Annotated in this window: 19 protein-coding genes; 9 read left to right on the top strand and 10 right to left on the bottom strand. The window is 72.5% G+C overall.

The genetic code is table 11. The annotated features are described in order from the left end of the window. Positions 1-160 precede the first annotated feature (160 nt). Positions 161-571 (top strand): hypothetical protein, encoded by a 411-nt coding sequence (locus ABT118_RS08090; RefSeq protein WP_350645869.1) that lies wholly within the window; start codon positions 161-163, stop codon positions 569-571. Between the two features lie 324 nt (positions 572-895). Here ABT118_RS08090 and ABT118_RS08085 read toward each other — a convergent pair whose 3' ends face one another. From ABT118_RS08085 to ABT118_RS08060, 6 genes are all read right to left on the bottom strand, one after another. After that, positions 896-1,282: an MmcQ/YjbR family DNA-binding protein gene (locus tag ABT118_RS08085; RefSeq protein WP_350645867.1), complete on the bottom strand. Its 387-nt coding sequence runs from the start codon at positions 1,280-1,282 to the stop codon at positions 896-898. Between the two features lie 5 nt (positions 1,283-1,287). Continuing rightward, positions 1,288-1,716, bottom strand: a complete 429-nt coding sequence (locus tag ABT118_RS08080) for a VOC family protein (protein WP_350645865.1) — start codon at positions 1,714-1,716, stop codon at positions 1,288-1,290. A 46-nt stretch (positions 1,717-1,762) separates the two neighbouring features. After that, positions 1,763-2,653: an AraC family transcriptional regulator gene (locus tag ABT118_RS08075; protein ID WP_350645863.1), complete on the bottom strand. Its 891-nt coding sequence runs from the start codon at positions 2,651-2,653 to the stop codon at positions 1,763-1,765. A 59-nt stretch (positions 2,654-2,712) separates the two neighbouring features. After that, a complete protein-coding gene (locus ABT118_RS08070) occupies positions 2,713-4,011 on the bottom strand; it encodes a M20 family metallopeptidase (RefSeq protein ID WP_350645861.1) in 1,299 nt (432 codons plus the stop codon). A gap of 59 nt (positions 4,012-4,070) precedes the next feature. Then, complete coding sequence (locus ABT118_RS08065) at positions 4,071-5,018, bottom strand: ROK family protein (protein ID WP_350645859.1); 948 nt, start codon at positions 5,016-5,018, stop codon at positions 4,071-4,073. A gap of 74 nt (positions 5,019-5,092) precedes the next feature. Beyond that, the gene (locus ABT118_RS08060; protein ID WP_350645857.1) at positions 5,093-6,343 is read right to left on the bottom strand and encodes an ROK family transcriptional regulator; all 1,251 of its coding nucleotides are present in this window, start codon (positions 6,341-6,343) and stop codon (positions 5,093-5,095) included. A gap of 171 nt (positions 6,344-6,514) precedes the next feature. On the opposite strand from ABT118_RS08060, the gene ABT118_RS08055 reads away from it, so the two are divergent. From ABT118_RS08055 to ABT118_RS08040, 4 genes are all read left to right on the top strand, one after another. Continuing rightward, entirely contained in the window at positions 6,515-7,705 is a 1,191-nt protein-coding gene (locus ABT118_RS08055) for an alanine racemase (RefSeq protein ID WP_350645855.1), read from the top strand. A 401-nt stretch (positions 7,706-8,106) separates the two neighbouring features. Continuing rightward, positions 8,107-8,679, top strand: a complete 573-nt coding sequence (locus ABT118_RS08050; RefSeq protein WP_350645853.1) for a PH domain-containing protein — start codon at positions 8,107-8,109, stop codon at positions 8,677-8,679. A gap of 807 nt (positions 8,680-9,486) precedes the next feature. Beyond that, positions 9,487-10,593 carry a hypothetical protein gene (locus tag ABT118_RS08045; protein WP_350645851.1) on the top strand — a complete coding sequence of 369 codons (1,107 nt, stop codon included), beginning with the start codon at positions 9,487-9,489 and terminating at the stop codon, positions 10,591-10,593. Between the two features lie 91 nt (positions 10,594-10,684). After that, the gene (locus ABT118_RS08040) at positions 10,685-10,807 is read left to right on the top strand and encodes a hypothetical protein (RefSeq protein WP_350645849.1); all 123 of its coding nucleotides are present in this window, start codon (positions 10,685-10,687) and stop codon (positions 10,805-10,807) included. 340 nt (positions 10,808-11,147) lie between these two features. Here the strand turns inward: ABT118_RS08040 and ABT118_RS08035 are convergent, their stop codons facing one another. From ABT118_RS08035 to ABT118_RS08025, 3 genes are all read right to left on the bottom strand, one after another. Further along, complete coding sequence (locus ABT118_RS08035; protein ID WP_350645847.1) at positions 11,148-11,612, bottom strand: NUDIX domain-containing protein; 465 nt, start codon at positions 11,610-11,612, stop codon at positions 11,148-11,150. Further along, complete coding sequence (locus ABT118_RS08030) at positions 11,599-11,865, bottom strand: hypothetical protein (RefSeq protein WP_350645845.1); 267 nt, start codon at positions 11,863-11,865, stop codon at positions 11,599-11,601. Before ABT118_RS08030 ends, ABT118_RS08035 begins: the two co-directional genes overlap by 14 nt. Before the next feature lie 81 nt (positions 11,866-11,946). Beyond that, complete coding sequence (locus tag ABT118_RS08025) at positions 11,947-13,623, bottom strand: SulP family inorganic anion transporter (protein ID WP_350645843.1); 1,677 nt, start codon at positions 13,621-13,623, stop codon at positions 11,947-11,949. Positions 13,624-13,668: 45 nt separating this feature from the next. On the opposite strand from ABT118_RS08025, the gene ABT118_RS32725 reads away from it, so the two are divergent. Both ABT118_RS32725 and ABT118_RS08015 read left to right on the top strand, forming a co-directional pair. Further along, positions 13,669-14,148: a hypothetical protein gene (locus ABT118_RS32725; protein WP_502884496.1), complete on the top strand. Its 480-nt coding sequence runs from the start codon at positions 13,669-13,671 to the stop codon at positions 14,146-14,148. Further along, on the top strand, positions 14,145-14,582 hold the full coding sequence (locus ABT118_RS08015; protein WP_350645839.1) for a hypothetical protein: 438 nt from the start codon (positions 14,145-14,147) through the stop codon (positions 14,580-14,582). The genes ABT118_RS32725 and ABT118_RS08015 overlap by 4 nt, the downstream gene beginning before the upstream one ends. Positions 14,583-14,769: 187 nt before the next feature. On the opposite strand, the gene ABT118_RS08010 is transcribed toward ABT118_RS08015, so the two are convergent. Beyond that, on the bottom strand, positions 14,770-14,997 hold the full coding sequence (locus ABT118_RS08010) for a hypothetical protein (protein ID WP_350645837.1): 228 nt from the start codon (positions 14,995-14,997) through the stop codon (positions 14,770-14,772). Positions 14,998-15,153: 156 nt separating this feature from the next. On the opposite strand from ABT118_RS08010, the gene ABT118_RS08005 reads away from it, so the two are divergent. Together ABT118_RS08005 and ABT118_RS08000 are read left to right on the top strand one after the other, a co-directional pair. Beyond that, a complete protein-coding gene (locus tag ABT118_RS08005) occupies positions 15,154-17,529 on the top strand; it encodes a helix-turn-helix domain-containing protein (protein WP_350645835.1) in 2,376 nt (791 codons plus the stop codon). Positions 17,530-17,701: 172 nt separating this feature from the next. Then, positions 17,702-18,799 (top strand): alpha/beta hydrolase, encoded by a 1,098-nt coding sequence (locus tag ABT118_RS08000; RefSeq protein WP_350645833.1) that lies wholly within the window; start codon positions 17,702-17,704, stop codon positions 18,797-18,799. The last annotated feature ends 23 nt before the right edge of the window (positions 18,800-18,822 follow it).

Raw genomic sequence — 18,822 nt, 5'->3', positions numbered from 1 at the left:
CCGCGAGCGCGGCGCGGAGCTCACCGGGGCCTGCTGACAGTGGAGTTGGCATGCCGTCAGCGCACAGTACGGGTCCGGCAATCGCCCTCACCCCTGCTCCGGCGGTCGACGGTGATCCCGCTCGTGCGTACGGAGGGCGCAGCCGGGAAAGTAGGACGGTATGACCGCTGACGATTCCGGCCGGCGCGGTCCCGGGCCACGGCAGGACCTGGCGCGGCGCTCGGCACCCTTCCTGCCTGCCGGTAGCGAGATCCGGCAGGTGTTCATCGCACAGAGCGCGCCGAGCGCCTGGTTCTTCGTTGTCACCTACCTCACCGGCCTGACCATGTTCTGGATCAGGTACCGGTGCGTGGTGGTCACCCAGGACGCCGTCCACGTGCTGGAAAGCGCCAAGCTGTCCGGCGGCGCCGACCCACAGCGGCTGGCGGGCACGATGCCGCGCCGTACCCGGCTGGGGCCGGTCTCCGGCCGTTGGGGGCAAGTGGACCTCCTCGGCGAGCGCCACTGGGTCCACCGGCGCTTTCACGACCAGATCGCCGCCGCGGATCGGGAAGCGGGCTTCGTCCCGTAGGTCACGATCTACGGCTGGAGTGCCAGACGTGCTGGTGCGGGTGAACGCGGGTTTCCCTCGGGGGCCGACCGGCGCGAAGTTCGGTAGCGGCCGGTACAGGCCACGGGAACAAGAGTCTGGACCGACCTCCCCCCGGCCTCCCTGCACCGCCTGGCAGTTGACGTCTCATCGGGTGAGCGTGGGGGCGGTGATGAGCGGGGTGGTGACGGACTTCGGCGCATCAGGGTGAACGGTGCCGAAGTGCCTGATGGGCGTGGTGTGGTGGCTGTATCCGGTGGTGTGAGGTGTACGGATGAGGGAGGGCTGACGGGTGCGCCGGCGACGTCAGGGTGTCGGGCGGGGGCCTCCCGCTCCCGCTCGCAGACGGGCGGGGGCCACCAGGGAGTGGGCGTCCAGGACCAGGTCGTCGATCCGGTGCCAGTCCAGCGGTTCGGCATCCAGGCGGACGCCGATCCAGCCGCGGTGGCCGACGTAGGGCGGCCGGAAGAAGCGGTCCGGGTCCTCGGCGATCAGCGCCTCCTGGGCGCCCGGCGGGGCCGGGCACCAGAAGGCGAGGACGTCGTCGTGGTGGTGTTCGGCGAACATCACGAACACCCGGCCGCGCGGGGCCGGCCCGGTGAACCAGGTCGGCTCACCGTGGCTGACCCGTTCCTCCGCCTCGGGCAGGGCCAGGCAGAGGGAGCGCAGCCGTTCGAGCGGCGTGGCGGCCACCGGGGTTACCCCGCCTCAGGGCGCGGGGCACCGGGGTAGGTGCCGAAGAACCAGTGGTTGCCCTCGGGGTCACGGGCGGCGAAGGTGCGCGAGCCGTAGTCGGTCTCGGACAGCCCGGTGGTGATCACGGCGCCGCCGGCGACCGCGCGGTCGTGGACCGCGTCCGGGTCGGCGGTGACCACGTAGGCGCTGAAGGTTCCGGGCACAGTCGCCCGGAACTCCGGACCCGCTGCACCCGCGGCGGGCGGGCGGAGGGAGCCCAGCATCACACCGCCGCCCTCCGGCCAGGCCAGTTCGGCGTGGGCGACGAAGGCGTCCTGCCCGTGGACCACGACCTCCTCGAAGCCGAACGCGTCCACCAGGAAGCGGATCAGGGCCCGGGCATCACGGGCGTGCAGGCTGGGCCAGACCTGCGGAGCGGGGGCTGCAGCCATCGTCGACGACCTCCTCGGAACGGCGCCTCAGGAACGGGACCTGGGGTCACGCCTCGTACTCTGGCGCCACGGGGTCCCCGCTGCCTTGGACGTTTCGGAACTTCGCCAGTTCCAGGCCCTCGGACTCCAGCCAGGTGCTGGGCGCGCACCCGGCCAGCGAGCGGAACTCCCGCGCCAGGTGCGCCTGGTCGAAGTACCCGCAGTGCGCGGCGAGGTCCGCCAGCCGCCACGGACCGGACGCCGCGCCGAGCATCCGCCGGGCGCGGTCGAAGCGGATCACCCGGGCGGCCGCCTTCGGGGTGAGGCCGGTCTCCCGGCGGAACCGCTCCTGGAGGTGGCGACTGCTCCAGCCCGTCTCCCGGACCAGATCCGCCACCGGGAGCGCGCCACCGGTCCGCAGCAGCGCCTGCCAGGCCCAGTGGACCTCCGGCTGGGGCTGCGGCCGGTCGGCTGCGGCGCCGGCCAGCGTCAGCAGGGCGTCGTCCAGGGCCGCGAACCGCTCTGCCCAGCCGTCCACGGTCCGCAGGCGCTCCCGAAGCAGTTCGCCGAGCGGCCCGAGGACGGTGTCGAGGGGGAGGTCCTGCCCGCCCAACTCCCCGGCCGGCAGCCCGAACAGGGTGCGGGCAGCCAGCGGTCGGACGGCGATCTGGATGCCCGACTGCCGGCCGGAGTGGGTGATCAGCGCGGGGGAGGTGTGCAGCCCGCCCAGGAGCGCGGTGTACGAGCCGCGGGCCTGGGCGGGGTCGGGGTGCGCGGCGATCACCAGGGGATCGTCGAGGGTGAGGATGAAGGTCAGGTACGGCGAGGGCAGGCCCCGGTGCACGGCGGGCGCCAGGCCCTGCTGCCGGTAGCCGGAGTACCAGGCCACGTAGGGCCGCAGAGCCGGTGCGGGGAGCGCCAGCATCGCCTCGTCGATGACGACGGTATCCACGGTCACCTGCTCAGTATCCGCCCGTCGGGCGGCCACCGTCCGGCGCTGCGTCGGATCGTCGGGGGTCAGTCGCGCAGGTCGCGCAGGCCGCAGCGGTCGGCGATGAACCGGGCGTAGACGCGGACCGCGCTGAGGTACTCGGCCACCTCCACGTGCTCGTCGAAGGTGTGGCAATTGCTGATGTCACCGGGGGCGCAGTAGACGGTCGGCAGGCCCAGGCGGGCGGCCAGGAAGGGGCCCTCGGACCAGTACGGGGCCGCCGCTATCCGGCCCCGGTCGGGCAGTTCGGCGGCCACGGCGGCCTGGAGTGCGCGGATCGGCTCCAGGTGGGAGTCGGTCACCAGTGAGGTACCGCCCACCGGGTGGTCACGGCCGGCCGGGTAGGAGATCTGTACGGCGATCCGGGGATCGGTGACGGCGGCCAGGATCCGGGAGTCCAGTTCGGTGCGTGCGCTGTCCAGGTCCTCGCCCGGCACGAGCTTGCGGATCAGGCTGATCCGGCACTCGCCGGGCACCGAGACGTAGCCGCCCCCGTTGATGCCGGTGACCAGCAGGGAGGGCGAGCCGATCAGCGGTGCGCCGGGCCGGACCCGGAGGTCCTCGTCGTGCCGCCAGAGTTCCCGCAGCACCTCGTCGGCGGCCCGCAGTGCGTCGACGCCGAGCTCGGGGGTACCGAAGTAGGCGGACTTCCCGGTCAGGGTGATCTCGGTGATGAAGAAGCCCATGTGCGCGGTGTAGACCTGCATGGTGGTGGGCTCGACGTACACGGCGAGCTCCGCCGAGAGGTCGATCCGGCCTTCCTCGGCCGACTTGAGTGCGCGTCGGATGCCCTCGCTGGTGCCGCTGCCGGGCTCACCGCTCTCCTCGTCCGCGACGAACAGCGTGCGGATGGGGGCGAGCGGGGCGTACCCGGCCCGGTGCAGCAGCTGGAGCGCCGCGAGCACGGCGGCGATGCCCGCCTTGAGGTCACCGACGCCGCGACCCCAGACGCTGCCGTCGACCACGGCCGCGCCGAACGGGTCCTCGCGCTCGGTCCCCGCCCAGTGCTCCTGCCAGCCGGTGACGTGCACGGTGTCCAGGTGCCCGGCGAACAGCAGGCCGGGGCCGGGCTGTTCGGGGGAGCCGCCCCAGGAGCTCCAGACGTTGGCCCGGTCGGGAGCGAACTCGTCCACCACCACGCGGTCGCACAGGTCGGTCAGTCGGTCGCCGACGAAGCGGGCGAAGGCCGCCTCGTTGCCGGTCACGCTCGGGACCGCGACGGCGGCGCGCAGCAGCTCCAGGGCCTGGGCGTCGTCGCGGGCGGCGTCGATGCGGGCCGGGTCGAGGTGCGTCGCGTCCTGGGTACGGGCGGTGGGGCGGGTCATGGGATGGGCTCCTGTCTGTCCGGCTCTACCGGGAGGGCGGGCGGGCGTCGGGGCGGGAGTCAGTGAGCGGCGACGGTGTCCAGGGCCAGCGCCACCGCGCCGTGCAGTGAGGCGTCCTGGGTGAAGTGCGCCGCCACCACCTCGGGCGGGAACGGGACGGCCCGGCGCAGGTGGGCGGCGAGCACCGGCAGGACGGTGTCCGCCGAACCCATCAGGCCGCCGCCGACCACCACCCGCTGGGGATCGACGAAGACGGTGAGGTTGGCCAGGGCAACCGATAGGGCGCCTAGGGCCTGGTGCACGACCTGCTGGGCGACCGGGTCGGTGCTGGCGTACGCCTCGGCGGCGGTCGAGGCGGTGCCGAGCAGGAGGCCGGCCCGTTCGCCGACCGCCTTGCCGCCGGCCAACTCCTCCAGCGGGGCCCGGTCCTGGCCGGCCGCGCCGGGGTCGAAGGCGGTGTAGCCGATCTCGCCGGCCGCCTGGTTGGCCCCGGCCAGGACGGTGCCACCGACGGTCAGTGCCGCCGCGATGCCGGTGCCCACGCTGAGGTAGATCCCGGGGTCCACCCCGCGCAGCCGGCCGAAGCGCAGTTCGGCGAGGGCTGCGGCCCGCACGTCGTTGGCCACCGGCACGCGCTCGGCACCGAGCAGCTCCACCAGCCTTGCCGCGAGCGGGAGTTCCTCCCACCCCGGCAGGTTCGGGGCCAGCAGCACCCGGTCGGGGAGCACGACGCCGGGGCTCACCGCCGCATGGCCGACGACCTGGCTGCCGTACTCGGCCCGGGCCCGCCGGGTCAGCTGGGCGGCGGCCTCGGCGGCCCGGGCGAGAGCCTGCTCGGGGCCGAGGGCGGCGCGGGTCTCCAGCCGGATCCGCTCCAGGACCGTGCCGGAGCGGTCGGCCAGCGCGACGTCGATCTTGGTCCCACCGATGTCCAGGGCGATGACCACCCCGGGGTGCATGGCGGGATCGGCGCCCGGCGCGGACCGGGGCGGGCTGACTCTGATCATGGTTAAGAGTCTTTACTAAAGACTCCATAGCGTCAATACCCGGATTGGCTCGTGCAGGCCCGAACCCGGCGCCGTCAGGCCTCGGTCGGCTTCACCGGCTCCACCGGCCGGGCGGTCCGGGTGGTGAACGACGCCTCCCGGGCGGCGATCACCCCGGTGGCGATCGCCCCGCGCACCACCGCCTCGGTGCCGAGCGCGCTCGCGACCAGCTTCGGCCGCAGCGGTGTCATCTCCTCCAGGGCCGCCAGCACGGGCGGTTCGAGCAGATCCAGGTTCTGCCCCACGCCCCCACCCACCACGATGACCTCGGGATCCAGGAAGGCCAGCACCCCGGCCACCAGCCCCGCCAGCTCACCCGCCACGGCCGCGACCGCGGCCAGGGCCCGGGTGTCACCGGCGCGGGCCGCCGCGAAGACCGACTCGGCGGTCAGCGGCCCCGGCATACCCTGGGCGAGCGCCCGCCGGACGAAGGCGTCGGCAGCCACCGCCTCCTCCAGCGCGCCTCGCGGCGGCAGGGTCTGACCGCTCCTCAGCGGCCGTCCGGGCGCCGGACTGCCGGAGGCCGGCAGGTAGCCGACCTCGCCCGCCGCCCCCGTGGCCCCCCGGTACACCCGTCCGTCCAGGAAGAGCCCCAGGCCCAGTCCGGTGCCGATGGTCAGGTAGGCGAAGTGCCGCAGGCCGCGCGCCGCACCGTAGGCGTGCTCGCCGAACGCCGCGAGGTTGGCGTCGTTGTCGATGGTCAGCGCGGCGCCGAGGCGGGAGGCCAGGGTGTCGGCCAGGCCGGTGCGTTGCCAACCGGGCAGGTTCGCGGCGAATCTGATGCTGCGTCGCTCGGCGTCGAAGACCCCCGGCGAACCGATCACCGTGTGGGTCACCGCCGAGGCCGCCACGCCCGCCTGGGCGGTCGCGGTGACCACCGCGTACTCGACCTGTTCGACCAGCTCGTCCGCGCTCTGCGCGGTGTTGCGGACCTCCAGCCGGCTCAACAGCTGCCCGCCGAGGTCGCTGACCAGCAGGTGCAGCCGCTCGCGGCCGATGTCCACGCCGACCACCGTCCCCGCGGTTGGGTCGGCTTCGTAGGCCGCGGCCGGGCGGCCCTGCAAGGACTCCGGGCGCTCGGCCGGCCGGACCAGGCCCACGCGTTCGAGGTCGCCCAAGGCGGCGATCACCGTCGGGAGCGACAGGCCGGTGGCCCGGGCCAGTTGCGGGCGGATGGCCGGCCCGTGGTCGAACAGCCGCTCCAGCAGCAGCCGTTGATTCATGCTGCGCATCAGCGAGGGGGCCACGGCGGCGGGCGCGCCGGTGGGCTGGTGCCGGGAGACCATCGATTACCTCGGGTGGGGTGGTGGGGAGTTCGGTCGGGCGGCCCGTCGAGCGCCCGGGGATTGACACTAAAGAGTCCTTAGAAAATACTCTGCAACGCCTCCCAGTGCCAGCCGAGGAACGACCGGCGGGCCCGTACCAGGTGCCTCCGACCCGCCTCCCGTAGGAGTCCCGTGTTCCTCGACGTCCTCCGCCGCCGCAATCCCGCCCTGCTCGAAGCCGCCATCATGCTCCACCAGCAGGGCGCGCTGCCGGCGAACACCTATGCGCTCGACCTGGACGCCATCCGCGCGAACGCCGCCGCCTTCGCCGCCGAGGCCGGCCGGCTCGGGCTGGACGTGTTCGCGATGACCAAGCAGATCGGCCGGAACCCGGACGCCTGCCGGGCGATCGCCGCCGGCGGCATCACCGCGAGCGTCGCCGTCGACATGGAGTGCGCCCGGGCCGGCGCCCGGGGCGGACTGCGGCTCGGCCACGTCGGGCACCTGGTCCAGGTGCCCCGCGCCGAGGCGGCTGCGGCGGCAGCCCTGCGCCCGGACAACTGGACCGTCTTCACGCTGGAGAAGGCTCGTGAGGCGGCCGCCGCGAGCGCCGCCCTGGGGCGCGAACAGGCGCTGCTGGCACGGCTGTTCGGTGAAGGCGACGAGTTCTATCCCGGTCATGAGGGCGGCTTCCCGGCCGAGGACGTGCTCGCCGTCGCCGACCGGTTCGACACCCTCGACGGCGCCCGCTTCGCCGGGATCACCACCTTCCCCGCCCTGGTCTTCGACCACGGCACCGGCACGGTCCGCCGCACCGGCAACCTGGCCACCCTGGAGCGCGCCGCCGAACGACTGCGCTCCGCAGGCCGTACCGAGTGCCGGATCAACGCCCCGGGCACCACCTCCACCGAGGCGCTGGCCTCCCTCGCCTCGGCCGGCGTCGCCCAGGTCGAGCCGGGCCACGCACTGACCGGCACCACGCCCTGGCACGCCACCCGCGACCTGCCGGAACTCCCGGCCGTCTGCTACGTCAGCGAGGTCAGCCACCTGCACGCGGGCCGCGCCTACTGCTTCGGCGGCGGATTGTACGTGGACCCGGTCTTCCCCGCCCACCAGGTCCAGGCCCTGGTCGGCCGCGAGCTCTCCACCGCCCGCCTCCTCGACGCCACCCTGCCGCCGACTCAGGCCATCGACTACTACGGCCAGTTGGCCCCCGACGCGAAGGGCCCGGCCGCGATCGGTGACACCGTCGTCTTCGGCTTCCGGGCCCAGGCCTTCGTCACCCGCGCCTACACCGCCGGCATCACCGGCCTGGCCACCGGCACCCCCAGGGTGGCCGGCATCTGGTCCGCCGACGGCTCCGCGACGGCCTGGCCCAACTAGGCCGCGCCCTGGCTGATTGGTTGAGCCGTTGACAGGACTGTCGGGCACGGGGGTCGATCTGACGGGTGCTCAGTGGGGGCGGTTTGAGTCGCTGCTGCTGCCGCTGCGCCCGGGGGAGGGATGCGGCCGTCGCCCGTTCGGGGCGCCAGCTCCAGTACGTCATGCTGGGCTTGCTCTGGGGGCGACACCCTGGGCGAGACTGTCACCTCGCGGGACCGCAGGCGATCGGCCCGTCATTTTCCCATGAAGGCGCTCCAGTTCGCGTTGTTGGCGGTGTTTATCGGGCAGCAAGGGGACGGCAATCCGCGTCCGCGACGCTGGAGGTGTCGTCACCATCGCTACCGGGGGGCTGGATGAACGGGCATGCGACAACACTGAGGGTGCGGGCCAGGTACTGGTGGATGGTGCTGGCGGTGACCACGGCCGCAGTCGCCGTGATCGCGCTGGTGACCGTGTCAATGGTCGGCACCGGCGGCTACGACATCCCGGACGCCGAGCTCGTCATGGTCGGTGCCATCGTGCTCGCAATGTCCTTGATGGCGGCCGCTGTCCTCGCACCGCCCGTTTCCTATCTGGTCCGTCCGGTCAAGTTGGCGGTCGGCTCGGAGGGCATCAGGGTACGACTGCCACTGTCGCGGACCCGTACGGTCCCGTGGGAGCAGATCCGGCGGGTCGATCTGGTCAGCTACACCTCCCGCAGGAGCCCGCAGCCCATGGTGGTCATCGAGAGTGGTGTTGTTCTGGGGCCTTCGGCGGCCAACTGGCCGGCCGCCGCATTCGGGCGGTTGGTGGCGGTGGCGAACGGCAACCGTGCGGCCCGAGGGCTCGTCTTCGGTACTGCTCTGTTCGCTTTCGACGCGTTCGCTCTGTTCGCTACCGTGCAGGGCCAAGCTCCGCAGAGCGTCGTCTGCGCAGACTTCACCGCCAATCCGGTTCGGAGCGGGGTGTTCCAGCCGGGGCCGCTCACCTGGTAGCCGCCCTCGCGGACCAGTTGGCCGGCCATGACGGGAGCGATGTCCGTGTCCCATGTCCAGCTTCGGCTCGTAGAGGCGCGACACCAGGGCAGCTCGGCGCACATGATGGGGTCGACTCTCCGTCGACGGGCCGTCAACCTCGGTGCCGGGTCCGGGTCCGGGTCTGCTGGAGCCGGTGGTGCCGTCGGTGGATCGTTCTCCGACGGCACCACGTCGGGAGTGCCCGAGAACCGCGGGCGACCCGCGCCGTCGGCGTTCCGCCCGACGGGTACCGGCACGCACCGCCGCGACCTGGGTTGAGCCGGTCACCACCTCGGGCTCCAGTGGGCGGGGCCGAGCCGCTCGGTCAATGTCCGCTCCGGCCCACCGGGCTCGTCGGCCCGGACGACGGGATCGGCAAACCCACCTGGTACGGCGCCTGCTGGCCGACCCGGACCTCGCGGCGCACAAACCGTCCCGTCGCGCACTGCCTCTACCTGGACCACCTCCTACCGCTCCGTCCGGTGCTTGAAGCCCTCGCGATCTGGCAGTCGCCCGCGCACACCGCGCTGCCACCGCTGACCAGGTTGACTCTGTTCACGAGACTGGACAGCAGATGTTCACCACTTCGGGAGGCGCCTCAGCACACCGGTAATTCGAACACCGGGTGAGTCGCTTGCCAGGGTCCAAGGCGGCGGCTGACATCCGCTCGCACTGCCTAGACACTCCGCGACAGTGGCAGTGCCGTTCCCACAGAAGATGAGAAAACATGTTGGCCGCCCGTCGGTGAGCTGCGACGATGCGCGTGTTTTCCCAGGTGGAGGAAGTTTGTTCGTTTTCGTGTGTGCGGGATGCGGCGCCGAGCTGACCGTTCCGCTGACCCAGGTCTCACTACCAGTACACGCCCGTCAGCAGTACGGGAACGGAATCCAGCTTCCGGTGCTCATGGAACCCGGGACGTTTGCCGTGGACCTGGCCCCTTGGGGAGGACCGTGGCGGCTGTGGGACGAGATTGATCCGGGCGAGGCTGAGGCGCGCGGCATCTACGCGCCAGTCCATGCCCTGTCCGACGGCACGCCCGGGGACAGTGTCATTGCGCCCGGTGATATCCGTGGAACCCGGTTGATTCCCGAGAAGCATGGCAGTGCCTGCTGTGGCGTCAACGGGGCCGACGGGCCCAACATGGCCTGCGAGGCATGCGACCTCCCCGTGGCGACCCGGGTCGACGATTGCTCGCTCTGGCAGATGGTGAGACTCGGCTCAGACGTCGTGCACCGCGTGCCCCTCGACGGTATCCGCTCTGTACCCCTGTCCTGGGTGGAGTTGGCGGAGAAGTGGGAGAAAACGCCCCCGTTCGAGCCGATCGCCACGTGGGGAGGACGGCTAGGGCCGAACCACTACTGGTCGTGGAGTCCGCAGTGGGAGGCGGCAGCCGGCCAGGCGCTCGCCCACCTTCTGATTGCCTCCAAGGGGCAGCGGGTGAAGGTTCCGGAGGGCCTGACCGCAGACGTGTTCCAACGCACGCTCGACGCCTTGCTTCCAGCAGGCACCCGGGAGCGGCATGCCGTCCTGGCCGGACCGGGACAGCCCTCCCCGGACGCAGGCGTCGACATCCTCCTCGTCCCCGTCCACCCCATGACGGGCTGGACCTGGACCCCTGCAGACCCGACCACACCGGCGTACCTGGTGCCCCTGCCGCTGGGGGTGTGGCTGTGGCTTGTCTCTCCCGAACCGGACTTGCCGGTTCCCGCGTCGGGCCGCATAGCCCAAGATGTCCTCCGGGATTACCCGCTTCCGCTGCTGTCCAATCACCTGTTCCGGGCCGATTGGGGAACGTTCCAACACACCTTGGCCCGGCTACCAGCCGTGCGCAGCCCGTGGCTTCACACGATCCTCGAGAACCTCACGCAGAGCACCTCGGTTGGCCTCTTCTAGCCGTCCGGCAATCGAACAGCACCAGATTCTCGTGTCTCCCGAAGTGGTGAACATCTGCTGTGCCAGTCTCGTGAACGGAGCCACCATGTAGTTGCTCGTCTTCGAGGACTTGTTGGTGATGGTCACATTGACGGACGGTCACTTCAACACGCTGTCCACGGAGCAGTCGCTCAGCTGCACGGCGCCGTCGCTGCCGGCGGCCGGCGCGGGGTGACTGGACCGGCGTCGTGGGCGAGGGTGCGCTGGCTGGGGAGCTGACGGGCACGGGGGCGAGGGTTTGGTGTGCGTGGGGTCGCTCTTGTCGCTGATCAGGGCACCGACGATCGCGAGCAGGACGAACAGCACGACGAGGCCGCCGCCGAGCCCGATGACTTTGCCGGTCGGGTTCTTCTTCGGGGGCTGGGGTGGGGGTACTCCCCAGGAGGGCTGTTGGGGCTGCTGCGGGGGTGGGTCACGGGCTGGCCTCACGCCGTAGACCGCGGTGATGCGGTGCTGACCACGCTGCCGCTGTTCCGCTGCTCCTCGGGCGAGCAGGGCGGCTTCGTGCGCTGGGCTCAGCGAACCACCGGGCCGCCGGCGCGCCAGTCTGCGAGCCGCTTCCGGATGCTCGCGACCATCGGCAGCGCGTCGGTCTCTTCCAGGGTGAACCACGCCACCTCGAACGACTCGTCGGACACGTGCAGTTCGCCGCCGAGCGGGCGCCCGAGCAGGCAGATGGAGAACTCCTGGCGGACCTCGCCGTCGTCGTACGCGAAGACGTGACCGGGGTTGGTGTAGGTCCCGACAATGCCGGTGATCTCGATCCGGATGCCGGTCTCCTCCTGGGTTTCCCGGATGCCGCACTGGGCGAGCGATTCCCCGAGCTCCATCACCCCGCCGGGCAGGGCCCACATCCCGTTGTCCGCCCGGCGTTGGAGCAGGACCCGGCCGTCGTCGCCGACCACAACGACACTGGCGGCCGGTACCAGGCTGTTCGCCTTCGGGGCGTTGGGGTCGTCCTCGTAGTCACGCCTCGGCATGCTGTACCTCCGGGATCGTCCACACGTCGTGCCCCTTGGCCCACAGGTCTTCGACGTGGCCGGCGAACCGGTCGAACGCGCCATCGTCCTGGGCTCGCCGAAGGTGCATCATCGGAGCGTCGTGGCCGATCCTACCGGGCAGCAATGGTGTGACGATCATGTCCTGGTCGAAGCGGAAGACCGACAGGGAGACGTGCCCGGTCTCGTACCTCGCCTCGACGGAGGTGTCCCGCAGTTTCGCCAGCTCGGACAACGTCACCTGGATTCGGGTGGACAGGGTGAGTGGGACGTCTTCCTCCAACTCCCGCCTGCCGCCTGCCGCACCTCCGTGCCGCTACCCCTTGGTGGTGTCGGCCGGCTGTTGGGCGATCCAGGTCCGTCCTTCGTCCAGGGCGCGGTCGAGCGGGGCGAGGAGTGCGGGTGAGGCGGGGATGACCGCGTCGGCGCCGAGGTCGGCGGTCAGGCCGGTGCGGTTCATCACCTCGACGAGGGAGGGCTGGAGGCCGGTGAGGATCAGGCGGCCGCCCTGGTCGTGGAGTCTGCCGGCGTAGCGGCGCAGCAGTTTGATCATCGCGGACGAGGGGACGTCGGGGGCGGTGCGCAGGACGAGTACCAGGACCGCGTTCCTGGCGCCCTTGACGTCGGGGAGGTCGCTCTCCATCCGGGGGAGTTCGGCGAAGAAGCTGGTGCCCTCGTAGGTGAGGACGGTGACCTCACCGGGCGTCAGCTGCTTGGGCGGCTCGGCGGTGGACCAGGTCCCCATGTCGTCGCGGACCAGCGCTTCGAGGCGGACCTGGCGGGCCGCCTGGTAGCAGTAGAGCAGCAGGGAGAGGACGGCCCCGATCACGATGGCCTGCTGGAGCGGGAGTTGGGTGGTGGCCGCGAAGGTCGCGATCATGGCGGCGGCCGAGAGCCGGGAGGTGCGCAGGACCAGCACGATGTCCTTGCGCTTGCCCCAGATCAGCTCGCCGCCGATGACGAGGATCAGGCCGCCGATGACGGGCATCGGGATGCGCTCGGCCAGCGAGCCGAGCAGGACGACGACCAGGGCGAGGAAGACGCCGGAGATCACGCCGGCCCACCGGGTGCGGGCGCCGGCGCTGGCCGCGACGCCGGTACGGGAGAGCGAGCCGCCCGACGGCAGGGCCTGGAACAGGGCGCCGCCCACGTTGGCGATGCCCTGGGAGGCGAAGTCGCCGTTCACGCTGGAGCGGCTGCCGTCGGGGTTGGGCATGGACGGGGCCACGCCGGCGGCCTGGGCCAGCGCCACCAGGGCCACCGACAGGGCGCCGCCGACCAGGTGCGGCATCGCGCCCCAGTCGGGGGCGGAGAAGTGGGGGAGAGCGGCGGGGATCTCCGCGATCGACTCGACCGTCTCCACGTCCGCGCCGAGGATCACGACGGCGACGCTCACCAGGACCATGGCGATCAGCAGCGCCGTGGCCTCCAGCTTCCGTACGGCGTGCGCTGCGGCCCAGACGCCGATGGTGGCCAGGGCGACCAGGGTGGCGGAGGGTTTCCAGTCGCCGATGTGGACGGCCCAGTCCCAGAGTTTGGTGAACTGGTTGTGCCCGGCGGGCTTGTAGCCGGTGGCGTCCTTGAGGACGCCGGTGATGATCTGCAGGGCGATACCGGTCGAGAAGCCGGTCATGACGGCGTTGGAGACGAAGCTCATCACCGCGCCGAGCCGCAGCAGCCCCAGCAGGAGCATGATCACGCCGACCATCAGGGTCAGCGCGGCCACGTTGCCGGCCTGATGCGGATCGAGTCCGGCGTCCGACAGCACGGACTGGCCGGTCAGCGCGATGGCGCTGGTGAGCGTGGTGACCATCAGCACGGTGGGGGCGGTGAGCGAGCCGAGGATCGGGGGGAGCACACCGGCGTAGAGACCGGCGACCGGGTTGAAGCCTCCGATCGAGGCGTAGGCCATGCCCTCGGGGATGCTGAACAGGCCGGTCACCATGCCTGCGGTGACGTCCTGTCCGGTGGGTCTTCCCAGACGTCGCTGCATCCGCCGCATTCGCCACGGCCGGGCACTCGACACTAAGCCTCCCCGATGACGTGGATGTCAGCCGTGCTGCGGTCGCGCCGGGGCCGACCGTCGTGCACCACGACTCCCCCAGTAAGTCCCACCTCCGGGCGGCGGGCACCACGGGTAGGCCGTTCGGGTTGCTCTGATGCGCCGTCAATCCGTCAACCTGTCGCACCGCGCGGCTCCCGCAGCGGAGGTCCGGTCGGTGAACCGATGCCGGCCTCCCTTCACCCCGGTGCCGCCTCTCGCCACATGGTCGGCGCAGCCTCGCAGGCGCGGTCGTGGCGACGCTGGAAACACTGTGCTCGGTGGCCTGGCACCCGTATCGTCACTGCGGTGAAGGACCTCTACCAGGGCACCGGCCACCTCCACCGCTACCGCGACCACTGCACCGGCCGACTCGGCGGCACCACCACCTCGGCCACCGCGATCGTGGACGAGACGCTCACGGGAGGGGACGCTGCCCGGATCGGCAACGAGAGCAGCCGAGCGGCGAAGCGGTGAGCCTGGTCGCGGTCCTGGCCGTGCTCGCTGCAGCCGTCCTCGCCCTCGCCGCCCGGCGGTTGTGGCGGGGTGCGGCCCATGGCCCGGGCCGCCCGGCCGACGCCGGGACCCTGGTCGGCGGCGCATTGCTCAGCCTGATCGCGGGCCTGCTGCTGTACGGGGGCGGCTGGCTCCTGTCCACCCCGCTGCTCTCCCTCGGGCAGGGTGAACTCTGTGCCGCCCGCGACCACGGCACCGATGTCCGGCACCAGGCGGACGACCTGACCACCGTCCGGCGCTCGGTCCTGCCACTGCGGGCCACCTGCCAGTGGGACGACGCGACCGCCACCGAGCTGATCCCGGGCTACTACACGCCGCTGGCCGGAGCCTCGCTCCTCGGCGCGGTCGCGGGCGCGGGCGGAGCGCTCGCCGTCCGGGCCGCACGCCCGTCCTAAGGTCCGTCTGACGGCCCGTCGGGTCTCCTGCTCCCGTCACGAACGGAGCCACCATGCCCGAAACCACCTCTCGGACGAGGCCGACCGCCTGGTCGCGCAACTCGACGGGGTGCGCGGTGCCGGGGTGTTCCGGCCGGTGGCGCTGCCGGCCGGCACCATCCTGAGCTCCGCCCCGGTGGCCGGCGTCTCAGCGGTGGCAGGCGGCCACGACGACGAGCAGGGTGAGCGCGACGGCCGTCAGGCGCAGGCAGCCGTGGGCCACGGCCGATCCCCTCCGGCGGGTCTCGACCTGGCCGCCCGGGGGAGTGCCGGGGTGCCTGTCGGCGTAGTGCTCGATCTGGCGGCGCAGCCCCTCGGACTCCCCGAGCCAGGGTGTCTTGAAGCTGCACTCACCGCACCAGTAGCGGTTGGCCACGTCTGTTCCTCGTCTTCCGTCGGTGCACACGCGGGACACCGCCCCCGAGGGTGAGGTTTGTCATGTTCGCTGTACAGGTCAGGGAACCGGCCATCTGTGACCGGTGCGCCCGGGTAGGCTCGCCGCCGTTCGTACTGGTGGGTAGGGAGACTCGCGGTGACAGACGATCTCGGCACGTTGTTACGCCGGCTGCGCGATGAGGCCGAGCTGACGCAGGAACAGGTGGCGGAGCGGTCCGGGGTCAGCGTGCGCACCATTCGCCGGCTGGAGAGCGGCACCTCCACGAACCACCGGATGGGGACGGTGAACCTGCTCGCGGACGCGCTCGGCCTCGGCGAGCAGGACCGCCGACGGCTGGCGGCCACCCTGGCCGGATCGGGCAGCCCGACGGAGCCCGCACCCGCGCCGTCGCCCCCACCGGCCCCGGCCCCGGCGCCCGCCCACGGCCCGCTGGCCGACGCCGCGCGGGAGTTGGCGACCGAGGTCCGGCGCCGCTGGCGCAGCGAGGAGGCGCAGCGCCGGGTCCACGACCCGTTCCCGCTCCCGGTCCGCTGGCAGCCCGCACCGGCCGACCTGACCGACCGTCCGGAGAACATCCAGCGTCTCGGGCCGGGGGAGACGCCGCGCGAGGTGGATCTGGGCGGTGACCTGCGGAGCGTGGCCGAGGTCTATCTGCGCATCCCCTCCGGGCGGTTGGCGATCCTCGGCCGGGCGGGCTCGGGCAAGTCCGTCCTGACGATCAGGTTCGCGCTGGACCTGCTGGACGCCCCCGTCCCGCACAGCCGGGTGCCGGTCATCTTCAGCATCGGCTCCTGGGACCCGTCCACCACCGCGCTGCGCGACTGGCTGATCGGCCGGCTGCTGCGCGACCACCCGCACCTGGCCGGCCGCGGCGGCCCGCACGGGGCGACCCTGGCGGCCGCGCTGGTCGACGCCGACCTCGTGCTCCCGGTCCTGGACGGCTTCGACGAGATGGCGGAGGGCCTGCGCCGCGACGCGCTGGAGGCGCTCAACGCGACCTCCACGCCGCTGGTCCTCACCAGCCGGCGGGACGAGTACGCCGAGGCGGTCCGGGCGGCGCACGCACCGCTGGTCTGGGCCGGGGGTATCGAGCTCACCGACCTCACCCTGGACGACCTGGTCGGCTACCTGCCCCGCACCACCCGGACCGTCCCGGCCGGGGAGGGCACCGGATGGGACCGGGTGCTGGCGGAACTGCGCACCCGTCAGGCCCCGGCGGGCACCGACCTCGCCACCGTGCTGACCACCCCGCTCATGGTCATCCTGGCCCGCACCCTGTACAGCGAGACACCCGGCCGGGACCCCGCCGAACTGCTCGACCCCACCCGGTTCCCGTCGGTGAAGAGCCTGGAGGAACACCTGTTGGCGGGCTTCGTGCCCGCCGTCTACCGGCGCCGCGCACCGGAGCGGGACGCCGCCGGCCGGCAGCCGAGGACCCCGTACGCGGACCCGGTCCGGGCCGAGCGCTGGCTCGGACACCTCGCCCATCACCTGGTGCGGCTCGACCGCGAGCGGCACGACCTCGCGTGGTGGCAGCTCGGTGACCTGCTGCCCGGCCCGACCCGGGCCCTGGCCGTCGTCCTGTCCACCACGCTCTGCGTCACCCTGGCCGACTGGCTGGTCGGCCTGCTCACCCCGCTCGGGCTGCTCGAACTCCTGTTGCAGGGCGCTCTGATGGGGCCAGCTGCCGGACTCGCCTTCGGCTCCGTCTACGCGATGGCGGGCCGGTCCCGGGGCGGGACGGCCTTCGAACCGGCCCGGGTCCGGCTGACGCTGCGCACCACGCACCGCGGCCTCGGCCGCCGGCCGCTGCGGACCTTCACCGTCCGGTTCGGGCAGGGCCTGTTCGGCGGGGCCGTGATGGGGATCGGCTGCTCCTGCACGCTCACCCTCCAGCACGCGCTGGCCGCGGGGACCTCGCTCACCGATCCGCGCCTGGTCGGGTTCGCCCTGACCGACATGCTGGTCTTCGGGCTGATCTTCGGCACGGCCGCCGGTCTGGTCTTCGGGCTGATGGCGGCGCTGGAGGCACCCGTGGACGTCACCGAGGCGGCCACCCCCGTCGGCCTGCTGTCCGCGAACCGCACCACGGTGGGCCGTCAGTTCCTGTTCCTGGCGCCGGCGCTGACCCTGGCCATCGCTTTCGGCGGCTGGGTGATCGTCGCGCTGCTCCAGGGCACGCTGGGGCAACTCGCCTGGCCCCCGGAGGACGGCCTGCTGATCGGTGCGGTCGGCGGCCTCGGGGGCGCCGCCGCCTACGTGCTCGCCTTCACGGCCTGGGGGCAGTGGCTCCTGCTGGCCCGGGTCTGGCTGCCGCTGACCGGGCGGCTGCCCTGGCACCCCGCCGCGTTCCTGGACGACGCCTACCGGCGCGGGGTGCTGCGTCAGACCGGGGCCGTCTACCAGTTCCGCCACGTCCGGCTGCAGCACCACCTCGGGAGCGCGTTCCGCCGCAGGCACCCGGACTTCGCACCGGCCACCTTCCCGCCCGCGCGGGCCGACACCCCGTGACCGCAGGGCCCGGGCACCGGGCGGCCGTCGGCCCCTGACGGCCGGTCCCTGACGGCCGGTCACGAATGGCCGGTGGCCTGGCCTGTCCGCCCGAGGGTGCGGGACAGCAGCATCGGGACGTCCGGTCCACGGCGGTCCACCCGCCGCGGCCCTCCCCGACGAAGGGCTCCCGATGACCCCCCTGTCCCTGCGCCTCGCCGCCCTCGGCGCGGCGGTGGCGCTCGCCGCTCTGACGGGCACCGGCACGGCCGGTGCCGTTCCGGCCGCTGCTCCGGCTGCCGCTGCCGCCGCCGTTCCCGCCTTCGCTGACGGCTACGGCCTGACCGTGGTCCCCGGGGCCACGGAGGTGCACAGCCCCACCGACTTCACCCTCACCGTCACCACGGCGCAGCTGTCCGGCAAGCACCGGATCCGGATCCTGCTCCCGTCCGGGTACGACACCGAGCCTGGCCGGCGCTGGCCGGTCACCTACTTCCTGCACGGCGGTGGCGGCGGGGTGGACGACGTCGCGGCCGCGCCGGCCCTGCACTCGGACTCGATGATCACCGTGGTGCCGGACGGCGGGCTGAAGGGCTGGTACGCGGACTGGCGGATGCAGAACACCGCCGAAGGCGCCGCGAACTGGGAGACCTTCCACCTGACCCAGGTGGTCCCGTTCGTCGACGCCAACCTCCGGACCGTCGCCGACCGGGCGCACCGGGCCGTCGTCGGGCTGTCCATGGGCGGTTTCGGGTCGCTCCACTACGCCGAGGCCAGGCCGGACCTGTTCGGCCAGGTCGCCGCGATGTCGGGCGGCATCGACTTCGGGCAGTGGACCATCCGGGCCACCGTCCTGGCCACCGAGCTCAACCTGACGGGCGCCTGGTGCGCGGTCAGCACCTCCGGCTCGGCCGGCTCCGGCCGGTGCACCGGCTACGGCCCCACCGTGGACAGTGACGCGATCTTCGGCTCCCCGTACCCCGTCTTCAACACCGACCGGGTGTGGAAGGCCGTCGACCCGGCCGCGCCGGTCAACCTCGCCAAGCTGTCCGGCACCGGCATCGCGCTCTACACCGGCAACAACGACGTGATCGACGCCAACACCGCGGTGGCGTCGGCGACGGTCAAGGGGCGGCTGGACCAGCTGGGCATTCCCAGCCGTCTGGTCGACTACGGCAACGGCGCGTCGCTCGCCCCGACCTGCAACGGCGGCCACAATTACGGCTGCTGGGCACCGGCGTTCGCGGACTACGTCCCGCGCCTCGCGGCCGCGTTCGCCGCTGCGGGCTGACCGGTCGTCAGGCCGCACCCCTC

This window comes from Kitasatospora sp. NPDC002040 (genome assembly GCF_040296785.1).
GTDB lineage: Bacteria > Actinomycetota > Actinomycetes > Streptomycetales > Streptomycetaceae > Kitasatospora.
Note: the sequence above shows the minus strand (reverse complement) of the source record. Positions and strands in the feature narration are given on the sequence as shown.